Origin of the sequence: Sphingobacterium sp. E70, assembly GCF_019285695.1 — a bacterium.
GTDB lineage: Bacteria > Bacteroidota > Bacteroidia > Sphingobacteriales > Sphingobacteriaceae > Sphingobacterium > Sphingobacterium detergens.
This window is the reverse complement of the sequence record NZ_CP079104.1, coordinates 3,157,629-3,177,549: the sequence shown is the minus strand read 5'-3', so window position 1 is coordinate 3,177,549 and position 19,921 is coordinate 3,157,629. Positions and strand designations below refer to the sequence as shown.

General features: G+C 41.0%; 24 protein-coding genes, 4 tRNA genes and 1 pseudogene. All 29 read right to left on the bottom strand.

What is annotated here, in order from left to right; translation table 11 throughout:
- Positions 1–65: 65 nt before the first annotated feature.
- Positions 66–139 (bottom strand) — tRNA-Val (locus KUH03_RS22560).
- Between the two features lie 40 nt (positions 140–179).
- Positions 180–254: transfer RNA gene (locus KUH03_RS22555), tRNA-Val, on the bottom strand.
- Between the two features lie 9 nt (positions 255–263).
- Positions 264–341: transfer RNA gene (locus KUH03_RS22550), tRNA-Val, on the bottom strand.
- A gap of 9 nt (positions 342–350) precedes the next feature.
- A tRNA-Val gene (locus KUH03_RS22545) sits at positions 351–428 on the bottom strand.
- 138 nt (positions 429–566) lie between these two features.
- A complete protein-coding gene (locus KUH03_RS22540; RefSeq protein WP_257086953.1) occupies positions 567–1,277 on the bottom strand; it encodes a putative porin in 711 nt (236 codons plus the stop codon).
- Between the two features lie 10 nt (positions 1,278–1,287).
- Positions 1,288–2,262: a putative porin gene (locus tag KUH03_RS22535; RefSeq protein ID WP_257086952.1), complete on the bottom strand. Its 975-nt coding sequence runs from the start codon at positions 2,260–2,262 to the stop codon at positions 1,288–1,290.
- A gap of 8 nt (positions 2,263–2,270) precedes the next feature.
- Entirely contained in the window at positions 2,271–2,549 is a 279-nt protein-coding gene (locus tag KUH03_RS22530; protein WP_257086951.1) for a hypothetical protein, read from the bottom strand.
- A 106-nt stretch (positions 2,550–2,655) separates the two neighbouring features.
- A complete protein-coding gene (locus KUH03_RS22525; protein WP_257086950.1) occupies positions 2,656–3,471 on the bottom strand; it encodes a purine-nucleoside phosphorylase in 816 nt (271 codons plus the stop codon).
- The gene (locus KUH03_RS22520; RefSeq protein WP_257086949.1) at positions 3,456–3,872 is read right to left on the bottom strand and encodes a hypothetical protein; all 417 of its coding nucleotides are present in this window, start codon (positions 3,870–3,872) and stop codon (positions 3,456–3,458) included. Before KUH03_RS22520 ends, KUH03_RS22525 begins: the two co-directional genes overlap by 16 nt.
- A 25-nt stretch (positions 3,873–3,897) precedes the next feature.
- On the bottom strand, positions 3,898–4,209 hold the full coding sequence (locus KUH03_RS22515; RefSeq protein WP_257086948.1) for a hypothetical protein: 312 nt from the start codon (positions 4,207–4,209) through the stop codon (positions 3,898–3,900).
- A gap of 79 nt (positions 4,210–4,288) precedes the next feature.
- Positions 4,289–5,026, bottom strand: a complete 738-nt coding sequence (locus tag KUH03_RS22510) for a hypothetical protein (protein ID WP_257086947.1) — start codon at positions 5,024–5,026, stop codon at positions 4,289–4,291.
- A 37-nt stretch (positions 5,027–5,063) separates the two neighbouring features.
- Positions 5,064–5,875: pseudogene (murQ, locus tag KUH03_RS22505) on the bottom strand (N-acetylmuramic acid 6-phosphate etherase).
- Between the two features lie 26 nt (positions 5,876–5,901).
- Positions 5,902–6,249 carry a hypothetical protein gene (locus KUH03_RS22500; protein ID WP_257086946.1) on the bottom strand — a complete coding sequence of 116 codons (348 nt, stop codon included), beginning with the start codon at positions 6,247–6,249 and terminating at the stop codon, positions 5,902–5,904.
- Positions 6,209–8,251 carry a glycoside hydrolase family 9 protein gene (locus KUH03_RS22495; RefSeq protein WP_257097251.1) on the bottom strand — a complete coding sequence of 681 codons (2,043 nt, stop codon included), beginning with the start codon at positions 8,249–8,251 and terminating at the stop codon, positions 6,209–6,211. The genes KUH03_RS22500 and KUH03_RS22495 overlap by 41 nt, the downstream gene beginning before the upstream one ends.
- 208 nt (positions 8,252–8,459) lie before the next feature.
- Positions 8,460–9,278 carry a PQQ-binding-like beta-propeller repeat protein gene (locus KUH03_RS22490; protein WP_257086945.1) on the bottom strand — a complete coding sequence of 273 codons (819 nt, stop codon included), beginning with the start codon at positions 9,276–9,278 and terminating at the stop codon, positions 8,460–8,462.
- A 345-nt stretch (positions 9,279–9,623) separates the two neighbouring features.
- Entirely contained in the window at positions 9,624–9,908 is a 285-nt protein-coding gene (locus KUH03_RS22485; protein WP_257086944.1) for a metallophosphoesterase, read from the bottom strand.
- Positions 9,905–10,312, bottom strand: coding sequence for a metallophosphoesterase (locus KUH03_RS22480; RefSeq protein ID WP_257086943.1), 408 nt, complete (start codon positions 10,310–10,312; stop codon positions 9,905–9,907). Before KUH03_RS22480 ends, KUH03_RS22485 begins: the two co-directional genes overlap by 4 nt.
- 171 nt (positions 10,313–10,483) lie before the next feature.
- Complete coding sequence (locus KUH03_RS22475) at positions 10,484–10,732, bottom strand: hypothetical protein (RefSeq protein ID WP_257098059.1); 249 nt, start codon at positions 10,730–10,732, stop codon at positions 10,484–10,486.
- Complete coding sequence (locus tag KUH03_RS22470) at positions 10,705–10,971, bottom strand: RagB/SusD family nutrient uptake outer membrane protein (protein WP_257086942.1); 267 nt, start codon at positions 10,969–10,971, stop codon at positions 10,705–10,707. The genes KUH03_RS22475 and KUH03_RS22470 overlap by 28 nt, the downstream gene beginning before the upstream one ends.
- A 298-nt stretch (positions 10,972–11,269) precedes the next feature.
- Positions 11,270–12,082, bottom strand: a complete 813-nt coding sequence (locus KUH03_RS22465; RefSeq protein WP_257086941.1) for a RagB/SusD family nutrient uptake outer membrane protein — start codon at positions 12,080–12,082, stop codon at positions 11,270–11,272.
- Positions 12,079–12,324, bottom strand: a complete 246-nt coding sequence (locus tag KUH03_RS22460; protein WP_257086940.1) for a hypothetical protein — start codon at positions 12,322–12,324, stop codon at positions 12,079–12,081. The genes KUH03_RS22465 and KUH03_RS22460 overlap by 4 nt, the downstream gene beginning before the upstream one ends.
- A gap of 19 nt (positions 12,325–12,343) precedes the next feature.
- Positions 12,344–14,023, bottom strand: coding sequence for a SusC/RagA family TonB-linked outer membrane protein (locus tag KUH03_RS22455; protein WP_257097249.1), 1,680 nt, complete (start codon positions 14,021–14,023; stop codon positions 12,344–12,346).
- 22 nt (positions 14,024–14,045) lie between these two features.
- Positions 14,046–15,788, bottom strand: a complete 1,743-nt coding sequence (locus KUH03_RS22450; protein ID WP_257086939.1) for a TonB-dependent receptor plug domain-containing protein — start codon at positions 15,786–15,788, stop codon at positions 14,046–14,048.
- Between the two features lie 170 nt (positions 15,789–15,958).
- A complete protein-coding gene (locus KUH03_RS22445) occupies positions 15,959–16,666 on the bottom strand; it encodes a DUF1343 domain-containing protein (protein ID WP_257086938.1) in 708 nt (235 codons plus the stop codon).
- The gene (locus KUH03_RS22440) at positions 16,666–16,896 is read right to left on the bottom strand and encodes a DUF1343 domain-containing protein (protein ID WP_257086937.1); all 231 of its coding nucleotides are present in this window, start codon (positions 16,894–16,896) and stop codon (positions 16,666–16,668) included. The genes KUH03_RS22445 and KUH03_RS22440 overlap by 1 nt, the downstream gene beginning before the upstream one ends.
- Positions 16,872–17,141, bottom strand: a complete 270-nt coding sequence (locus KUH03_RS22435) for a hypothetical protein (RefSeq protein WP_257086936.1) — start codon at positions 17,139–17,141, stop codon at positions 16,872–16,874. Before KUH03_RS22435 ends, KUH03_RS22440 begins: the two co-directional genes overlap by 25 nt.
- Positions 17,142–17,474: 333 nt before the next feature.
- Entirely contained in the window at positions 17,475–18,251 is a 777-nt protein-coding gene (locus KUH03_RS22430; protein WP_257086935.1) for a phosphodiester glycosidase family protein, read from the bottom strand.
- A gap of 217 nt (positions 18,252–18,468) precedes the next feature.
- The gene (locus tag KUH03_RS22425) at positions 18,469–19,224 is read right to left on the bottom strand and encodes a DUF4397 domain-containing protein (RefSeq protein ID WP_257086934.1); all 756 of its coding nucleotides are present in this window, start codon (positions 19,222–19,224) and stop codon (positions 18,469–18,471) included.
- A 66-nt stretch (positions 19,225–19,290) separates the two neighbouring features.
- On the bottom strand, positions 19,291–19,911 hold the full coding sequence (locus KUH03_RS22420; protein WP_257086933.1) for a SusD/RagB family nutrient-binding outer membrane lipoprotein: 621 nt from the start codon (positions 19,909–19,911) through the stop codon (positions 19,291–19,293).
- Positions 19,912–19,921 lie beyond the last annotated feature (10 nt).

Sequence of the window (19,921 nt, the reverse complement as noted above, 5' to 3'; positions counted from 1 at the left end):
ATTGGCACTATAGAAAGCCATATTAACAGCATAAAAAAAGCGTTCATAAGAACGCTTTTTTATTGTGGGGATTACTGGGTTCGAACCAGTGACCCCTACCTTGTCGAGGTAGTGCTCTAAACCAGCTGAGCTAAACCCCTAACGAAAAAAAAAAAAAAGCACCATTTTATGATGCTTTGTGGAGGCTACAGGATTCGAACCTGTGACCCTCTGCTTGTAAGGCAGATGCTCTGAACCAGCTGAGCTAAGCCTCCGTTTTGGATTGGTGGAGAATACTGGATTCGAACCAGTGACCCTCTGCTTGTAAGGCAGATGCTCTGAACCAGCTGAGCTAATTCTCCGACTTTGTATGGTGGAGGCTACAGGATTCGAACCTGTGACCCTCTGCTTGTAAGGCAGATGCTCTGAACCAGCTGAGCTAAGCCTCCATACTTTTTTAAAGAACGCCGTTCCCTAATTGCGTGTGCAAATATAGCTTAAAAATTCTATTCTCAAAATTATTTTCAAAGATTTTCTACATTTAAAACCGCAACAAGCTAAAAACACCCACATAATTTTCATAGCTATTAATCGTAGAACTTCCACGAAATACCAAATCTAAAATTAGCTGTATTCATTGGATAACGTCGTACAGTATAATAACCATTCGGGTAGAAATTCTGATTTAGGAAATTATAACTTAAAAACATATTGACCCGCTGTATATTGGCCGTGATCCATAAATCCATAATCGGATAAGTAGAAAATTCTATCTGCTGATAAGCGTTATAAAACTGTCCTGTTCCTATTGAGTAATTTGGATTGGCATAAGGTGTATTAAATTTGGCATCAATACCTATACTATAATCAATGACTTTATAAAAGAGATTGCTATAATAAAGACTATGCCAAGTATAAACCTCAGGAATAGCCAATACGCTCTGTTGATCAGTTTTTTGATAAACCACCAAGTTATCAAATGTAAAATGATTGAGTTTAAATTTCTGTCCCACACTCACTTTCAATAAATTGGCGTTATCCAGTTGCGCTGGATTAATCCATTTATCCTTCTTACGGTCGTTTTGCGGATTCGGCAGCTCTTCAAAATAGGTATAGTTATTCATCAAAAAATACTCAACTTTCCCGTTGAACCCCAATGTAGGATTACGGTATTGAAACGCCACATTTTGAATTTTGGTCTTTTTCAATCCCAGATCATTCCAGTTACCATAAGTATAGTTCAGGTTCTCAAAAATCATTTCAGGAGATTTGTTCTGCGAATAGGCCGAAAGAGTCACCTTTCCGATTTTATCCCCATGGAAATATCCGCCTTTGCTTCATAGAGGAAATCCCTATATTATGACCAAAAACAATCTGGTTGGCTTTTAAGCTAAAATCTAACCGGTCTGAAAATTTGTAACCCAACTCTCCCTTGACAATTCCATTTTGATAGAAACGATCAAATGTTGTGCTATCTGGCAATTTCTTAAGCGGTTCAGGATACGCGGTCTGATTACTATAGTAACGCATTGAGTCTACCTGGCTCTGCTCCACCCAGTTCATATCATGTTGAAAAGCGAGGTTCAGCTTAGCTTCATTTTTAAAGATTGATTTACCGCGCAGAAAGAAATTATACTCAAACTCATTGGAAACATTAGTGATCGCTGTTTTATCATTATTCAGCGCAAGTGCTTTATTATTGTAAGGCATTGCAGCAGCCCGGTCGTTCATGTTCTTGAAGAAGTTATAGGTCTGCCTTCTTACCCGCGTGTTATGCGCCATACTGTTTGTCGGATAGATCTGCATAGTCGGCTTACCCTTATCTACGGTATCAATCCGACCTACATAGAGTGACTGACGTAGGAACAGCGAGTTGTCCCACCACTTTGATCTTGGCACAGTAGCATTACTAGCATCCTGAAATTTGACAGGAAACCGATCCGGGGACTGTTTGTTTTCGGGAGCAAATGGACGATCTTCAATAGTAGAGCCATTTTCCATCGCATCTAAGCGGTTAAAAACCGCGTTGATCAATAAGTTATAACGATTATTTTTAGACTCGTACCACGATGCAATGGATGCCTTCAGGTCCGAATAATTCTGATTAAGATAAAATCCATCTGTTTTCGTCGAATGGAAATCAACATTCATGTTCCATTGCGAATTTATATTCTGTGCTACCCGGGCCCTAAAAACCTGATCATTGAAAAAGAATCCCACCGCTGACAGTTCGGAATAACGTGCCCGAGCCCTAAAATATTGAACAGAGTCAGGATTTAACAAATAACGTTCTAAGGCAGTGAATCCAGACTGAAATCCAATTGTCTTTTGGGCTGGAATAATAAGTCACGTGTGGCAAGACCATATGATCCTAGATTCACACTGGGATTCCAGGGTAGATTTTGGGGATTGTAATATTGATAATTACGATGTGATGTATCTATTTGCCTTGTGTAGGTTCCTTTTTTAAGCATATCCAATGTCGCATAACGGATATACTTCGCAGAAAGGATAACCGAATCTTTTTCCCATCTTCTTTGGCTCTCGCCGAATCCAATGCGCTGCTCCACTCTTCTTTGCTTTGCGCAATAACATCCATGGAACAAACAAGTAAGACACACAGTGCGGCTAATACGCGTACGATCAACTTCATCTAAAATTGTATATAGTCTAAATTTACTGCAAAGCTATCAATTCTTTCAAAATTAATGTCATCTTAGGTTCCGCTTTCTCAGCGACAGCGACGATTTCCTGCAACGACACAGGTTTTAACACATCGTGAAAGCCCTCATCCGTAACAACAGAGATCGCGAACACCGGAAGAGCCATATGATTGGCAACAATCACCTCTGGTACCGTACTCATGCCGACTACATCCCCACCAATAATTCGCATAAAGCGGTATTCAGCCTTTGTTTCCAGGTTTGGTCCCTGCGAGGAGACATACACAACCTTTCGTGCCGAAATCCCATGCTTTGACGCAATTTCCAGCGCCTGTTCAATCATCGCACGGTTATAAGGTTCACTCATATCCGGAAAACGAGGCCCAAATTCAGTCAGGTTTTGCCCACGCAATGGATTGTCGGGCAAGAGATTGATATGATCTTCAATGATTCCCAGATCTCCATTTCTGACCTCCGGATTCAGCGATCCCGCGGCATTTGACACAAAGAGTTTTTTGACGCCCAGTACTTTCATGATCCGAATAGGAAAAGTAATCTGCTGCATATCATAACCCTCATAATAATGAAGTCGTCCCTGCATGGCAACCACATTCTTACCATTCAACTTTCCAAAAATCAATTTACCGGAATGGAATTCTACTGTAGAGATCGGGAAATTAGGAATATTGGAATACATCAGCTGATATTCGATCTCTATCTCATCAACCAATTTACCTAAGCCAGTACCCAGGATGATACCGAATTCTGGAGTAAAATCTCCAATTTTTCTACGGATAAACTCCGTAGTCTCATTTATGCTATGATACATACGTACAAAAAAACTAAGTATCTCAAACTTAACTTAATTTTTTTGTACGTACAAATCAAATATCGCAGCTTAGTTATGCGAAAGCGCCTTTTCACTCCCTTGCCCGGAGAACTGACCAAAAGCATCAGAAAAGTGATAAAACCATTGATGATAATCAGATCCAGTCCGATCACATATGGCGTATACACCTCAATCACATAAGTTTTCAGTAAATACAATATAGTTGGTGAAAGCACACAGATATAAGGCACCGCTTTGTCCCGAACAGCAGATTTTGTGAAGATTCCAAAAACAAACAATCCCAGCAATGGACCATAGGTGTAACTCGCTGCGGTAAATATCGCATTCACCACCGAGTCATCATTGATCAACTTAAATACGAGTATCACCAATAGCATCACAATCGAAAAGCCAAAGTGTACATAATTACGCTTTTGACAAGAGCTGGATCATTTGGATTTTCCTTTTATTGAAGTTCAGGAAATCCACACAGAACGAAGTTGTCAATGCTGTAAGTGCACTATCGGTTGTTGCAAATGTAGCCGCTGTCAGCCCCATCATAAAGATGATTGCTGGAACGATAGCCAGGTGATTCAATGCAATCTCTGGGTAGAGGTAGTCGCGTGTCGCCAGTTGTGAAACATCAATACCGTTTTTGGCTGCATAGATATATAATAGGGCGCCCACTGCCAAAAAGAAAATATTGATCACCACAAATACACTTGTGAATGTAATCATATTTTTTGCGCTTCTTTGATCGTTCCCATTGACAGGTTCTTTTGCATCAGGTCCTGATCAAGTCCCGTCATGGCAATCGTTACAAAAATTCCACCCAAGAATTGTTTCCAAAAATTTGCTTTACTACCAACAAAGTCATCCCAAAGAAGATTTTGGAATAGCTGCTTTCTTTGACTGCCTCAAAGGTATCTACTATTCCAAAATCCAAGCCCTTAGCCATAAAATAGATCGAAAGGATAACGGCTGTCACTAAAAAGGTAGTCTGTAGGGTATCTGTTACAATGATGGTTTTTAATCCTCCTTTATTGGTATATAGCCAGATAAGCACCAGGCAGATCACTACCGTGATCGCGAAAGGCACATTCCAGGCATCAAAAATAAAATGCTGTAGGACAATTGCAACCAGGTATAAACGAAAGGCTGAACCAATGGTACGGGAAATCAGAAAAATAGCAGCTCCGGTTTTATAGGTTGTGTGCCCAAAACGTTCTTCCAGATAGGTGTAGATGGAGGTCAGGTTCATCCGGTAGTAAAGCGGAAGCAATACATAAGCGATGATAATGAAGCCAACAGCATTCCCTAACACAAATTGAAAATAGCTAAATTCCGAAGCGCCAACAGCACCGGGAACAGAAATAAAAGTTACACCGGAAAGCGCCGTACCGATCATCCCGAAAGCGACCATATACCATTTCGAATTTCGGTTAGCGACAAAGAAGGTAGAGTTGTCGGAAGATCCTTTTGAAGTGAAGTGCGCTACAGCGAGTAAGACCGCAAAATAGATCACAATAAAGGATAATAATATAACTGGTGACATAGTTTGTTTTTAATAGGTGATTGTGATGCTGATAGTTTTAATGTGTTGCCTGGTAGGCTTCGATTGCTTGCCTTACATTGCCAAATTGTTCCAACAAAGCTGCGGCATCCTCTTCAGTTGCCCCAGTCTGATCCATAATAATGCGCACACCCCGGCCGACCAATTTGTGATTCGACAATTGCATGTCAACCATTTTATTCCCCTTAACGCGGCCCAGCTGAATCATTACTGCGGTACTGAACATATTTAATACAAGCTTTTGTGCTGTACCAGACTTCATACGGGTAGACCCGGTCACAAATTCTGGCCCTACAATGACCTCAACAGGATATTGTGCAATTTCAGCAATCGGAGAACCGCCATTACAAACGATACAACCTGTTATCAGCCCTTTTTCATTTGCAGTCTTCAAGCCTCCAATGACGTAAGGCGTAGTACCCGAAGCGGCAATACCGATCACGACATCATTCTCATCAATATCATAAGCTTCCATATCCTTCCAGGCCTGCTCCAGATCATCTTCAGCAAATTCCACAGCTTTACGGATCGCTGTATCCCCACCAGCAATCAACCCAATGATCCACTCAAATGGCACACCATAAGTCGGAGGCAATTCAGATGCATCTAAAACCCCAGTCGACCACTTGTACCAGCTCCGATATAAAATGTCCGACCGCCTGCCTTCATTTTCTCTACCGTAACCTTAACCAATGCTTCGATCTGAGGAATAGACCTTTCAACAGCTAGTGGCACAGATTTATCCTCGTTATTGATATTAGTCAATAACTCATGTACAGACATCTTGTCCAAATCCTGATAATTCGAATCTTTCTCCGTTGTATTAACCATTCTTAATATATATTGTATTTCTTAATTCAATAAACTAGGGATATCCACGATTTGATAACCCTTCTTTTTAATATCTTAATTATATCGTCCAAATGGCGATATAGCTTATCTTTCCGTCTGTCATCCGTCCCCATATGGATTAGTACCATAAAACCATTCAGGCCAGATTTCACTTCATGAGACCAAAGGCCTTCCAAAATTGCGGCAGAAGACAGATAACGTTTCCCCATTTCGGGATACGTATAATCTGCAGCGGTCCGTATTCCGGGTGTATAATTGATTGAAGACAACCCTACTTCTTCTGCCCACGCTACCGTCTGGCTATTATACCATTCATAAGAAGGAATATAATAGTGTAGCTTGCTTGTATCCACCCCCCGAAAGCGCCAATTCAATCAAATTAGCTTTCAAATCCCGCAGGAACGAATCCCGGCTGATCAGCAATTTATCCCGGCTCTCCCAATCACTGACCAGGAGATGCTTATCTGAATGTCCCGATACCAAATGTCCGTCTTTCAACATCTGCCGGATATAAGGCTTGAAACTTGCATTCCGTAGATAATCTCCTGTTAAGAAAAAATTCCCCTTCACATGATGATGCTTCAAACTTTTCAAAACCACCGCTGTTCCTTCTGACAAATCATGTCCTGTAAAAAGCAAGGCAACTTTTTTTGTTGTCGAATCGCCACGGACAACAGCACCAAAGACATCCCTGATTACTTTTTTTCCAACAGGCTCCTCCAATGCCTTTCCTTCTTTAGCCGCTAGCAAGTAGATCAATGAAGCTGTTCCATCCATGGTGGGTTCATTGGTACTGTAGTCGCCATAATCATCATGGTAGACAGCCAGGTCACTCTGAAAATCCGCATAGCTATCAGGGTTGTTTAGTTTAATACCGATCAAATTACGGTAAGTAGAGGCCATTATTGGGCCATCTACCAAGCCACCATCAATCGGATGTTTACCCAAATAGGTAAAAGCAGAATGGGGATCAACTGGTGTATCGCCCCAAGATGGAAGACCATAGACCATACTTGTTCCCCATGGATTGGCACCAAAGAGCCAATCGAAATTTGCCTGCTCCAGTTCATCAAACCGATTATCCCCTGTCAGCTCTTTATACCAAAGGCATTGCATTGCGAAAGAAGCCGTTAGATTGTTACTGCACCAGATAAAAGGAACCCCTCTTAAAAATGCATTTTGCTCCGCACGTTTATTGACCTCTTCGATACCTTGTCTATAATATGAAACAATCTCCTCGCGATCCTGTCCTTTCAATTTTTTTGCCAATTCATAATGTCCCAAGTTGATAAAAGGATACCACTGATAATGTGCAGCAGTATCTGTTATCATCCAGGGTGTTACTTTTTCTTGTCTGGCATACTGCATAGCTTCTTCGGCAAACTTGTTTTTCTTTGTTACCGAAAGTCCCATTGCCGCTGCCAGCTGCATATCATCCACCCAATTGTCTTCGGCATAGATATAAGGTGATTTGATCGAAACCGTCTGTGTCACCCCGGGTTTTATATTTGCATACGCATAAGCTGTCTCCGCTTTCTGTGACAGCAATTTTGCATATTTTTTATCCTCTTTCCCAAAAAGCACAGATCCCAAACGGAAAGCACTGCTAAATTTCCCCGCTGTAGAACTTGTTCCGGTGGTGTTATTCATAAACTTGCCCCTTTGTTGCGGCTCGCCATCTATGAAATACACTGGGCGTTCAAATCCACGACCATAATAAGGATCCTCCTTGGGCATGCGCATACTGGCATGATCCCGGTCATCCGCAATCTGATTATACATCTGATTTGCTTTGGGATGCATCTTCAACAACCAGTCCAGTCCCCATTTAGCTTCATCCAATATATCAGCACGGCCGTTCTTCCCATCCAGACCATTTGCCTGCTTTTGATCTGCAAACACCTTGGGAAAGTCCCGATAAGCCGCCAGCAGATGAAATGTTGCATTTGCCGAAGTCGTCGCGTATTGCAAATAATCAGAAGCATCATGCCAACCTCCACCAGCATCTATATGCGAGCTATCCGCTACACCCACTTTACCTGCATACAATGTAAAACCATCGTGCGTATGACAACTGTCTTTTAAAAAGGGATTGAACAATGTTCGTTGTTGACGCATATACCGCAACACAAAGTCCGCTGCACCCTTATAGACATCGCGGGCTATCCTAAAATGAGGAGATTTGATTTCTCCCACCTGGATAAAAAACCTTCCTGTATCCTGTAATGCCGAGAAATCGAATCGAAAACTCTGCACAAAAGGGCCGTAAGCACCATAATCTTTCCCTACGGGATGAACATACACTGTCTTACCTGTCTTTGCATCTTTAACCTCAAAAGAACGAAGCTGCCTGATTGATTTCCCGCCCCATACCGCGACCTTTTACCTGCCGGTGTATAACCTAATTGGTTTATTCGAATCCAAGCATTTTGCTGTGCTTCCGCAAAGTTACAAACAAAACATGCAAAAACAAGCAAAAAGCTTGACGTAAATTTAAGAAGTTTAGACATTCTTTTATCATAATAAGGCATTTATTTTTAATAAAATCAACTCAAACGGTTGTTTAAAACCTCAAAGAAACTATTTTACCGTCCATCGTGCTTGCAACAACCTCATTACTACCGTTTACAGCAACAGGATTGACCATTCCATTGGAAATTTTATATTGCCACATTATATCGCCTGTTTTTGCATCAACAGCCGAAAGCAAACCCGAATGACTCGGCACAAACACCAATTTGCGATTTGTTTTTATCGCTGATGGAGTCAATTCATAAGGCAATTTTAGTTTTGCTTTCCAAATTACATCCATTTTCTCATCTGAAGAAGAGATCCCAAGCAAATCGCCATCCATTGTCTTCACGTAAACCTGTTTTTTATTTACGGCCAGTCCCATAGACTCACGCACACGTATGCTGTCCTTCTTTTCTCGCCAGACCACAGTCCCATTCTTTGCATCCAATGCCGTCATAAATCGATCCGGCGCAACAACAAATACACGATTATTTACCCCAACGGGATTGCAGGCAGCAGCCGAAAACATCCGGTTGGCATGACCATTGTTCCATTCCCAGGATAGTTTTCCAGTTTTGGCATCCAATGCATAAAATCCATTTCCCCAAGAACCGAAGATGATATTACCCAAATAATACGTTGGCAAGGTAGACACAAACCCTTTGACCTGATCAAAACTCCATCTTAATTTACCAGTCTTTATATCCAAGGCCCTAAATTTACCATCCGAACCACCAATAAAAGCAACCCCATCATGCAGCAGTGGCGAACCCAATACTGCCTTATCTGTCTGCACCTTCCAGAGAAGTTTTCCATTTTCCGCATTGACAGCATATACAAAGTGATCCGAAGAACCGGCGACAACCATACCCTTCCAAACCGCTGGCGTGGAGTACACTTTCCTCCCGTCCGGTAAGCCCAAAGTTTTTTACCGGATTTAAGATCCAGCGCAAAGATATCCCCGCAGTATTGGAGGTAACAACCTTGTTTTTATAGATTGTCAGCCCTGCACCAATGTCGCTCGCATCTTCAAAAGTCCAATTCACATGAACAGCACTTGCATACTTTTCATTGACCGCATAACTCGGACGTGGATAAGTCGCAGTTTCGCGGTCATAGTGATGATCAAACAAAGGCACTTCTAACCAAGGTTTTTCTTGTGTACCAATTCCTGGATTACGCTCTTGATAAGTCGCTTTTCCATCAGCGATGGTTACAATATTATAGCCCCGATAGGTTTATTTGCACGTAGATTGGATCGGCCCATCACACCCGGAATTCCCTCCCAGTCGTAAGCCTTGTTCGCATGTCCATGTCCGCAGAAGGCCAATTGCACATTGCGTGTTTTAACGCGCTTCAACGCATCAAACCAATTGTTCAGGGAGGAGTCTTGTGGATAATGGTTAATATAAATTAGCGGTGTTTGCCTGTCAGGATTCGCAGCAAAGATGGAATCCATCCACACCAGATTTTCACGTGGTATCTGCCCCGGACTCATGCGCATATTCGGCCCAGAGTTTGTTCCGATAAATTCATACCCCTTATGTTTAAAGAAAAAGTCTCCCCACCAAAGACGGTACGAAAGGTATTGGCTCCATTTTCAGACCAATTCCCATCGTGGTTACCCGGAATAACGTACCAGGGCAGCTGCAGGCTATCCAAAATCCGCTTTGCCAATTTCAGTTCCTGATCAGCTCCAAATTCAGTGATATCTCCCGAGAGTATAACAAAATCGATGTCTTTCAATGTATTAAGATCCTTTACTGTAAGTCGCAGATCTTCCTCCCCTGTTGCACCACCAACATGTGTATCCGTGACATGGGCAAATTTAAATGACTGCGCAAAGGAAATATTGATAATGCACAATAATGCACTAATTAAGGCTATAAGCTTCGGTTTCATGGATAAAGTTTTCTTAAAAATAGCGTTTTTATGCGTAAACATAAAACATAAATGCGTTTTTATGCATGATATTTTTGATACAACAAACATATTGCCTATTTCTTTTCCAATAGATTTACAAAAAAGCCTTGTCTAATTCTTAGACAAGGCTTAATAGTATTAAGAATCGAATTACCAGCCCTTTGTTTGGGTCAGTTTATAACCGCGCTGCTCATATTCGACCATTTGCGCCTGACCAACAGGAGCCAGATAATTCTTATCCATTATCGCATTTCTGTTTGAAGCATTTTGTACGACAATAAAGCCAACCATTTCAGCAGCATTTGATCCATTGTAAGTCACAATAGTACCATCTGCCTTTCTAACTTTGGTAACATTAATATAATTTGCTTTCAAAAAATCTGGAGCTTGTTTTGCCACATCAACCCAGATACCCGTAAAGTAATCAGTATTTTTGAAAAATCCATATAATTCAGTTTCTTCCATCTTCTAAGATCCATTAAACGTGAATACTCAAAAACAAACTCCATGCGACGTTCACGACGGATCTCCCACATCAAGGGCGATACATCTCCATCACGCAAAGGATCATTCGCGATAGCCCCTAATTGAAGCGCGGCCGTTTTCTTCACCCCTCTTGCTACCGCTATTTCATCCAAAGGCCTGCTACGAATCGCATTAATTGACTTATCTATATCCGACTGGCCAACAGCAGCTCCCCAAAGAATTCTGCCAGAATCTGCTTTGCTTCCAACCAGTTTAACACGACTTCCGCATAGCGGATAACAGGAGCATCAGAAGTATTTGTATTGGAATTCCATTTTGAATAATCCGGGTTTGCACTTGGAATTTTATACCCATTTCGTGCAACATACTTGGTTCCATAAACAAAAGTGGAAGCCTTAGAGTTTAGATCAGTATCAAATGAAGCCTCAAACCGCGGATCGCGCGTTTTTGCTAAATTTGCCAGGGAAAATCCGAGGCATTTTCTACAGTAGATGAAGCAAATGGCTTACCATCAACACAAATAAACTCCTTGATCAGCTTCAAGTTTGGAGCTGCCGCCTGTGCCTCTATACCATTTTGATAAGAACCGATAGCATGAAACACATTGACAGAAGCGTCATACTTACGATAAAGGATAACCTCCTTGTTGCTATTCAAATCTTGCGAAGAAAACAAGCTTTTAAAATCCGAACCAAAGGAAAATTTACCAGAATTCATCACAATCTCAGCAGCACTTTGCGCCAATTCCAAATATTTTTTTGCTTTAGCCTGATCCAAACCGTGGTATTTTTGCCAAGATCCTTCAAATAGCATCAAACGCGAAATAAAAGAAGCCGCCACGTATTTATTCAGGACATTTACCCCGTCATCATTACGCATATTTTGCAGCACAAATACAAAGTCATCATACACGTGATCCATTACTTCGCCACGATTCGTACGATCTTTATACTGAGTATCAAAATCAGCTGCAGGTATTTCTTTCTCAAAATAAGGCACATCACCAAACACAGAAACCAAGCGTGCATATTCAAATCCTTTGAAAAAACGAGCCACGGCAGTCCAATGATTATACTGTTCTGGTGTTAAATTAGGCTTAGCCATATTCTCTAGACGGTCTAAGAAAATATTAGACTTACGTACCCAGGAAAAATTCCAGGTTGGTCCTGCATAACCGCTCAACCAATCACCAGCTTCAGCAACAGAATATCTCGAATCTGGAATAGAGTTTTCAAAACTAGTCTGTTGACCACTAAAAGTCAAATCATCAGAAAGGGTATACCCCTAACAGGTGTATAATCCGTTGTATAGGAACTATTATAACCATTGAAATACTGCGTATAAAATCCATTCGCAAACAGCCTGAGATCATTTTCATCCCGCCAGTAAAGACCTTGTCCGTCTGTAATTTTATCCAGAGCTGGGCGATCCAACAAACTGTTACAGCTTGTCAGCCCCATTGAAACCCCTAATAATATATATATAAATTTTGCTTTTATTTTCATGATAATTTCAATTAGAATGTCAATTGAACCCCACAGATGCCGATTTAAAAGTTGGCGTCCCAACTCCAGTACGACCACTGTTGTAATTATTTTTCGCCGCATCAACAAACATATTCACACCGTCCACAGCCTCCGGATCGATTGGCAGTCCCTTCAACTTATCCCAGGTAAAGAAATTTTCCAACGCAGTGTAAACTCTCAGGTTACTGATACCGATTCGTTTTAAGGTACCTGCCGGAACCGTATAACCGAGCGTCAGATTCTTCACCCGCAGATAAGACATATCTAGCAAATAACGGCTTTGAATCTGCATATTATTGATATCATTCGTTCCACCATTATTAAAAGGAGCCGGATAAAACGCACCTGTACGATCTTTAGTCCAGTAGTTTGAAGACATTACCGCTGGCATAGCACCATCTGAAGAATTAAAGCCTGCCTGCGCTAAGAAACCTGTCCCCCATACCTGTCTACTACCTACACCCTGAAAGAATGCCGAAACATCAAATCCTTTAAAATCAGCGCCCAATCTAAAGCCATACTCATATCGCGGGGTCGAATTACCAATAACTTTCAAATCACCATGATCCGCCAATGTCTTCTTACCATTATCGATCTTACCATCTCCGTTCAGGTCCTTGAATTTAACATCACCTGGGCCAAATCGGAATGTAGCGGAATTTTGCACCCAGCTTTGGTAAGCTCCATTTGGATCCGACAACTTATTCATTGTCTTACCATCTATAATGGTAGTAACTAAATCATTTCCATTATAGACGAAATCGCTGTTTTGATATAAACGATCTGTTTCATATCCCCAAATTTCGCCATACGTCTTACCACTATAGTTTTCAGTAACAATCGTTGTTGTTCCATATTCCGTGATAACAGACTTCGCATCAGAAATATTAGCACGCAAGTTGATACCCAGGCCATTTTCAAATCGATGATTAAAATCGACAGCAAATTCCCATCCACGAGTGCGCAATGCGCCAAAATTACCCATCGGAGCTTTAGATCCAAATGTCGGCGCAACGCCCTCCATTGGCACAATCATATTCTTTGTATCCCGTTGATACCAATCAAATACAAAACCCAGTTTATTTTTAAAGAAACGTGCATCAAAACCAACATCTAATGTTGCGATATCTTGCCAGCCGATAGCAGATAAAACCGCCGCCGGCGTTCCGACAAACCAATTCCTATCACCGGCATTGCCTATCCATGTAGATTGCGAGTTTTCCATAAAACTTGTGTATAACGCATTGGAAACAGATTGATCTCCAATACTACCCCAAGATCCCCGGATTTTAAATTGATTCATAAAATCACTAGACCAATCCATAAAAGACTCTTGCGACACTACCCATCCCGCGGACACCGATGGATACCACTTCCATCTTAAGTTTGTCGGGAATTTTGAAGATCCATCTCTACGCAAATTAGCTTCAAAAAGATATTTATCTTTATACGCATAATTCACACGACCAAAGAAGCCGATTTGTGATTCCCAAAATTTCGCACCCGATCCAGTCACAGTCCCTGAACCAAATGTCAATTGCGGATTCTTAATATCTAGCAATTTAGTAACTTGAGTCCAAGAACTTTCTGTTTTCTCCGCGATACGGTTTAGACCTAACATAAATTTAAAATCATGACCACCATCAAGATTTAAATTATACGTCGTAAAAGCGTTGATCGTGTGACGTAGAATATTTGAATTATCTCTGCGGTAGATCCGGATTAGCTCCGGATGCTGTATATGTAAAATAGTCTAAATCATAAGCAGGCACAGCACCTGTAGCTGAAGCATCCACATAGTTACCCGACCCATCCACATATCTCTGATTGCCAGCAGCATCTAATTTTTTCACTGGTGCACCCCATGAATTACCAGCAGTAAAACGAGTTCCCGGCTGGTTCCAGAGCATTTCCTGATTTGACAAGGTATAATCAAAATCAAGCTTCCAGTTTTTCATAAAGTTTACAGTAGCACCTGCATTAAAATTCATGTAATTCTTCACTTGACTGGCAACATTTGCCGCCCCAGTCTCATAGGCCGGACTACGGATCGGATCGCCGTCACCATCATTTCCGTACGGATACAATGAACTCCATCGATACATATAAAGCCACGGATCAGCCGTGGTTGAATTTGTTGCATAAGGATACTGTTTATTCGTTCGAGAATAGATCGCACCTGCACGCGCTGTAATATACTTGTTCAATTCACTTGTAACTCTTACTGACGCATTGTAACGCGAGAATTGATCTGTATTTGTTTTTAACATACCGGACTGATCGAGCATCCCCAACCCAACATTATAACCCGTTTTACCAGTCTTCCCTGACAGTGACAGATTATGCTGCTGTGTTGGAGCCCATTCACGAATCATATAATCAAATGGATCGTAAGTCCTGACACCATATTTATATCCTGTAGCGGGATCAAAATACCAGTCACGCTCATATAAGGTTGGATCGTCTTTACCAATAGAACCGCCATACTTTTCCTGCCATTCGACAGCTCTCTTGTAGCTCTCTTCGTTGATTTTATAGAAAGCCCCAACAAAATTGTTTCCTTCTCGTTTTCCAGCATCCAACGAATACCTCAAGGCATCCACTGTCCCCATTTCATATTTCTTGAATGGATTCTGAAAAGAGAAATTATTGGAATAACTGATTGTATTGCTTTCCGTTTTTGCCCCCTGCTTAGTCGTTATCAAAACAACACCAAATGCCGCCTTAGCACCATAAATAGAAGAAGCAGCAGCATCTTTTAAAACAGTAATTGACTCAATATCATCAGGATTGACAACATTAATGCTTGGGATTTCAACATTATCCAATAAGATCAATGGATTGCTAGATCCATTAATAGATCCTATTTGTCCCCGGATCTTAATTGTCGGATCAGATCCAACCTCGCCATTAGGGATAGTAACACTCAAACCTGGCGTACTCCCTTGCATTGCCCGACCAGCGTCGGCAATTGGCCGTCCCTGCATCGTCTCTTTGATATTAATAGAAGCAACTGCTCCTGTCAAATTACCTTTCTTTTGTGTACCATAACCGACAACAACAACCTCTTCCAAAGATTGATTATCATCCACCAAAGTCACATTAACTGTATTTGACGTAACAGTAACATCTTGCGCAACATACCCAATGGATGAAAAACGCAGCTTACTTCCCACAGCGGCTGTAATCTTGAAATGCCCCTGTGCATCGGTTTTAGTAGACGCGGTCCCGCCAATGACAGAAACGCTTACTTCTGAGACTGGGCCTTTTCCATCCGTTACAGTACCTTGCACCGTATTTTGAACCGAAGTCTTCGATGAAGAGCGAAGAAGAGCACTTGTCAAGTTAGCATTGCTCAAAGCGCCCTCTTTCTTTACGAAAGAATAGGATTCAGAAGGAAAACTCAATCCAAGAGCAACAGAAAATAGTACAAATTTTCTCATTGATTATAGAGTTTTAAAAATAAATGATTCTAGTTAGTATTGTTTATTCGTTAGTATTGTTCGCAATAGGTTATTCAAAATCGCTATACAACAGGTACTTTTTGCGCATTTGCTTGTAAACCTTCAAATCTGCAGCCCAAGAAGCGCGAATCTGTCCTCGGACTCTCCTGCTATAATTTGTTTGCGCAATAGATCTGTCCCGGCCAGCTTATCAAAAAATTCCGGTCGAGCAAAAACGTCGTCTTATCCGGTGTCTTATTATAAAAATCCAGCAAGTATTTTAGTGTAAATTTTTGTTTATCAGGATTCAGGCTACGTAGGTCGATACCATAATTCATAGCACCCTTTCCCTCTACATGCTTTGACATACCATGACGTTCACCCGGAGTAAACGTAAAAGATCCATAAACAGGATTTGTATATCCCAACACCTGAAAGGGCCAGTCGGTACCGCGACCTACCGAAATATCTGTACCCTCAAACAAACAGAGGGAGAGATATAAACGTACCGAAAGCTGATTGGGCAAGCTTGGGGATGGAATAACAGGCAGATCATACATCTTAGCATGATCCCAGTTCTGCACCTTTACAACCTGCACATCAGCCTGACGACCATTCTCCAGCCATTTCTCGCCATTAATCATCTGCGCGAGTTCGCCTATGGTCAATCCATGAATCATGGCAATTTTATGCCAGGAAACATCTGACTTAAATTTATCATCATGACGCACAGGCCCATCTACCTGATCTCCGTTTGGATTAGGGCGATCCAAAACAATAAGTTTCTTATTGTGCTTCGCACATAATTCCATGACACGGTGTAAAGAAGTAATGTACGTATAGAATCGTGCTCCCACATCCTGTAAGTCAAAAATCATCACATCGATGGAATTGACAATCGAATCTTGTTTTTATTACCGCCGTAAAGAGTAAATAAAGGTAATCCAGTTTTTTGATCAATATCGTTTCCAAATTTCTCTCCACGCTCGACATTCCCACGAAAACCATGTTCCGGAGCGAAAGCAAACTTCAGATCTACTTTATTTTCAAGCAAAACATCCACTAAATGCTTTTTATCATCCCCTACAATGGAAGTTTGATTCCCCATAATACCAACTTTTTGCCTTTTAGTTGCGGCAAATACAGCGACAATTGATCCGCCCCAGGAATAATAGTAGCACCGACACTCCCTTTCACATCATCCATAGCATTCGTTTCGTTCAGGACAGCGGTTCTTCGCGCATTACCACAAGAAGCCAGGGAGAGAAGAGAGACCACGAAGGTTAATCTTAGTAAGGTATGTTTCATCATAAATAGACCATTAGACCATGCATAAAATGCAGTTTTATGCATGAATAATTGAAAATCAGGATAAAAGTAAGTAGATTTTTTCGTTTTATAAACGAAACAAATTAAAAAACGCAAAATAAAGTAAGTGTTCACTAAGTATTCTACCCAAGCCTCCAAGATCAAAAACCCTTATATTCGACTAAAAAAATAAGAAAAAGACATTTTCATAAACAAAAACACCTCAAATATATTTTTAAAAAAACATACGCATTAAACAGGCCATAAAAAAACACTCACAATAAAGCATAATAACGCACTCCTTTATCCTGACCGCAGCCCAATAAAAAAGTCGGAAGGTTTTCTTCCGACTTTTTACGCAATATATTTTAATTGATATTACTTCATTTTCACAAAACCAACTCCATTTAAACTACCAATCATACTCACAGGCGGCCTATTCACAACGTTCCACGACGCCAGCCCGACCGAACCTGCAGAAAGCTGCCGCTGAGCCATCACACTAGCAGCACCGCTATTAACCACAAAAGCATCATAAGAGCCGATTGCCTTCATTATCCGAGCCAAATCATTAAAAGTGACACCCACTGAAAAACTACTATTTGCCCCATCTACAACAACGGCATATAAAGTAGATCTATCAGAAGATAAGCCAAGAGCTGTATTTGCCTGCACCACTGCCGAAGTAGACACAATAACTCCTCCTCTATACTGCAGCCAGCCTGTCCCAGAAATCAAACCCTTAAATTTATTTATATCATAAGGCTCAAAATTAAACTGCAAAGTATCAAAACAATTTCCAATATACGCAGCCCCGTCAGATTGAACAGCAAAGAACGGCCTGGTCTTTTCCTTTCCTGAAGTAGTAGAAATATTGATCTTACGTCCATTTTTTATATAGGAATAAGTAGCAGTAGTAGCCCCATTAATCGCAGCCAGGATCTCCCCGCCAGATGAAATCTCATTATATTTAGCCATATCCGAAACCGGCTGCGCGACATAAAGATGATCATCGAACGAACTCATCACATAAGGAACAATCTTCTTCTTGAGATCTATTTCTAAGATTTGAATGCTCGTCGGTTGATTTAATTTATTGAGAAACCGAATATGCGTCCTTTCTAATCCATCAGCCAGGCTAACTGTAGAATCCATCTGAAAACCCCAACCACATCAGCCTGATCCATAATTTTCTGGGTAATTTTTTTCGATTTTATCGTCTGGAGGAATAACATCTTCTGGCACAAGCCCTTCTTTTTGTCATCAAATTTAGGATAATCATCCCTTTTCTTACAGGAAACAAAGGAGATCAAAAACAAGACACACATCAAGCTGATCTTAATTGGGCAATATAATATATTCTTTTTCATAACTATCGGACTAAGAAAAATGAAAGATAAGGCTTCATAATCGCCGTCGTAAATCCATTATACCCCAACGCATACACAGTATAGGACCTTCTATCAAGAACAGCACCCGCATTCGAATAAAATGCAATAACCGAAGCATTTGTAACTGGAGCACCGGCAGGCCGGATCTTCCAGGTCCTCGTCGCAATACGATTCAATTCAAAATAAGGGCTACTCTCAAGGTATTGGATATTTTTTGCGACCAAAGAATCTTGGGTCGGCTCTGCGGCAGTTGCCGCCGCTCCATAGTACAAGTCTATCGCAGGAACATTAGGCATCAGATTCGTGAATCGATAACGAGCCTGCGTAGAGTCTGGCCGTGACAAATCTTCTTCATTCAAAATCATCTTGGTATTATTAGCTGTATCGGTCACATGTAATGTATACCTTTTCCCTGCTTCGAAATTCACCTGCGTTTCATACAAAACTATTGAGTCCCTACCATCATCTATACGATAAGGAAGCCCCACCTGAACCTTAATATTACCAGCCTTATATTTCAAAAAATCAGGCCGAGAATCCCCTCTTGTATTATAACCACCACCCGGAAATGGCTCTCGACCCCTGATTAGCGAAGTAACCCGTTGCCCATCAAATTTAACATACATATAGCGATCATCAGGATAAATAGAAGCCATATTTATTTTAACAATAACATCACTACTACCCAAGAACTCCACTTGACCGAAGTCTTGAATAGATTTTTTACAAGCGACCATTCCGAATGCCGCTAGTCCAAAAATATAGTTTTATATAAAAATTTCATAATGTTCAATCTATTTTCATCAATTCTCAGTAGTAACAAACCAGGTTGGTTTAGTAATATATTCAGGTTCCAATGCACCCCAACGATCCAATTCTTTTTCATTCCAGACATATTCTGAATTATAACGCGGCCGCACCCTGTAACAATAATCATTATAAGTAAGCTGACTGCCACTTAATGGAATATACTGTCTAAAGATCTCTGGACTGTAACGATATTTTCGAAGATCACACCATTGTTCCAGACCACCCCATCCCCATTGCACAATATATTTCTGCCCCATAATATCAGCCAAAGTCAAGTCCGCAGCAGATTTTGCAACTTCCCCTCCTTCCAGATAAGCCTTCATATCATTCAGCGAAATCGCAACTTCTTTGTTATCTATATATTTATTCACAAAGTTCATATGTGCCACAATTCCTTTTTGATAAGCATCATAAGCTCCAGATTTGTCTCCTTTAACAAACAGCGCTTCGGCTTTCACCAACTGCAATTGCGCATGTGTCATTAAGGGAAAATCGACCGCATTTCTAAAGATGAATTTCCCCTGATAGGTATTGTTCACAAATTCTCCAAGAATATTTGGCACGGTACTATTTGTAACATTTGGCTCCCCGCCGATATAAATACTATCCCTCACATTATTTATC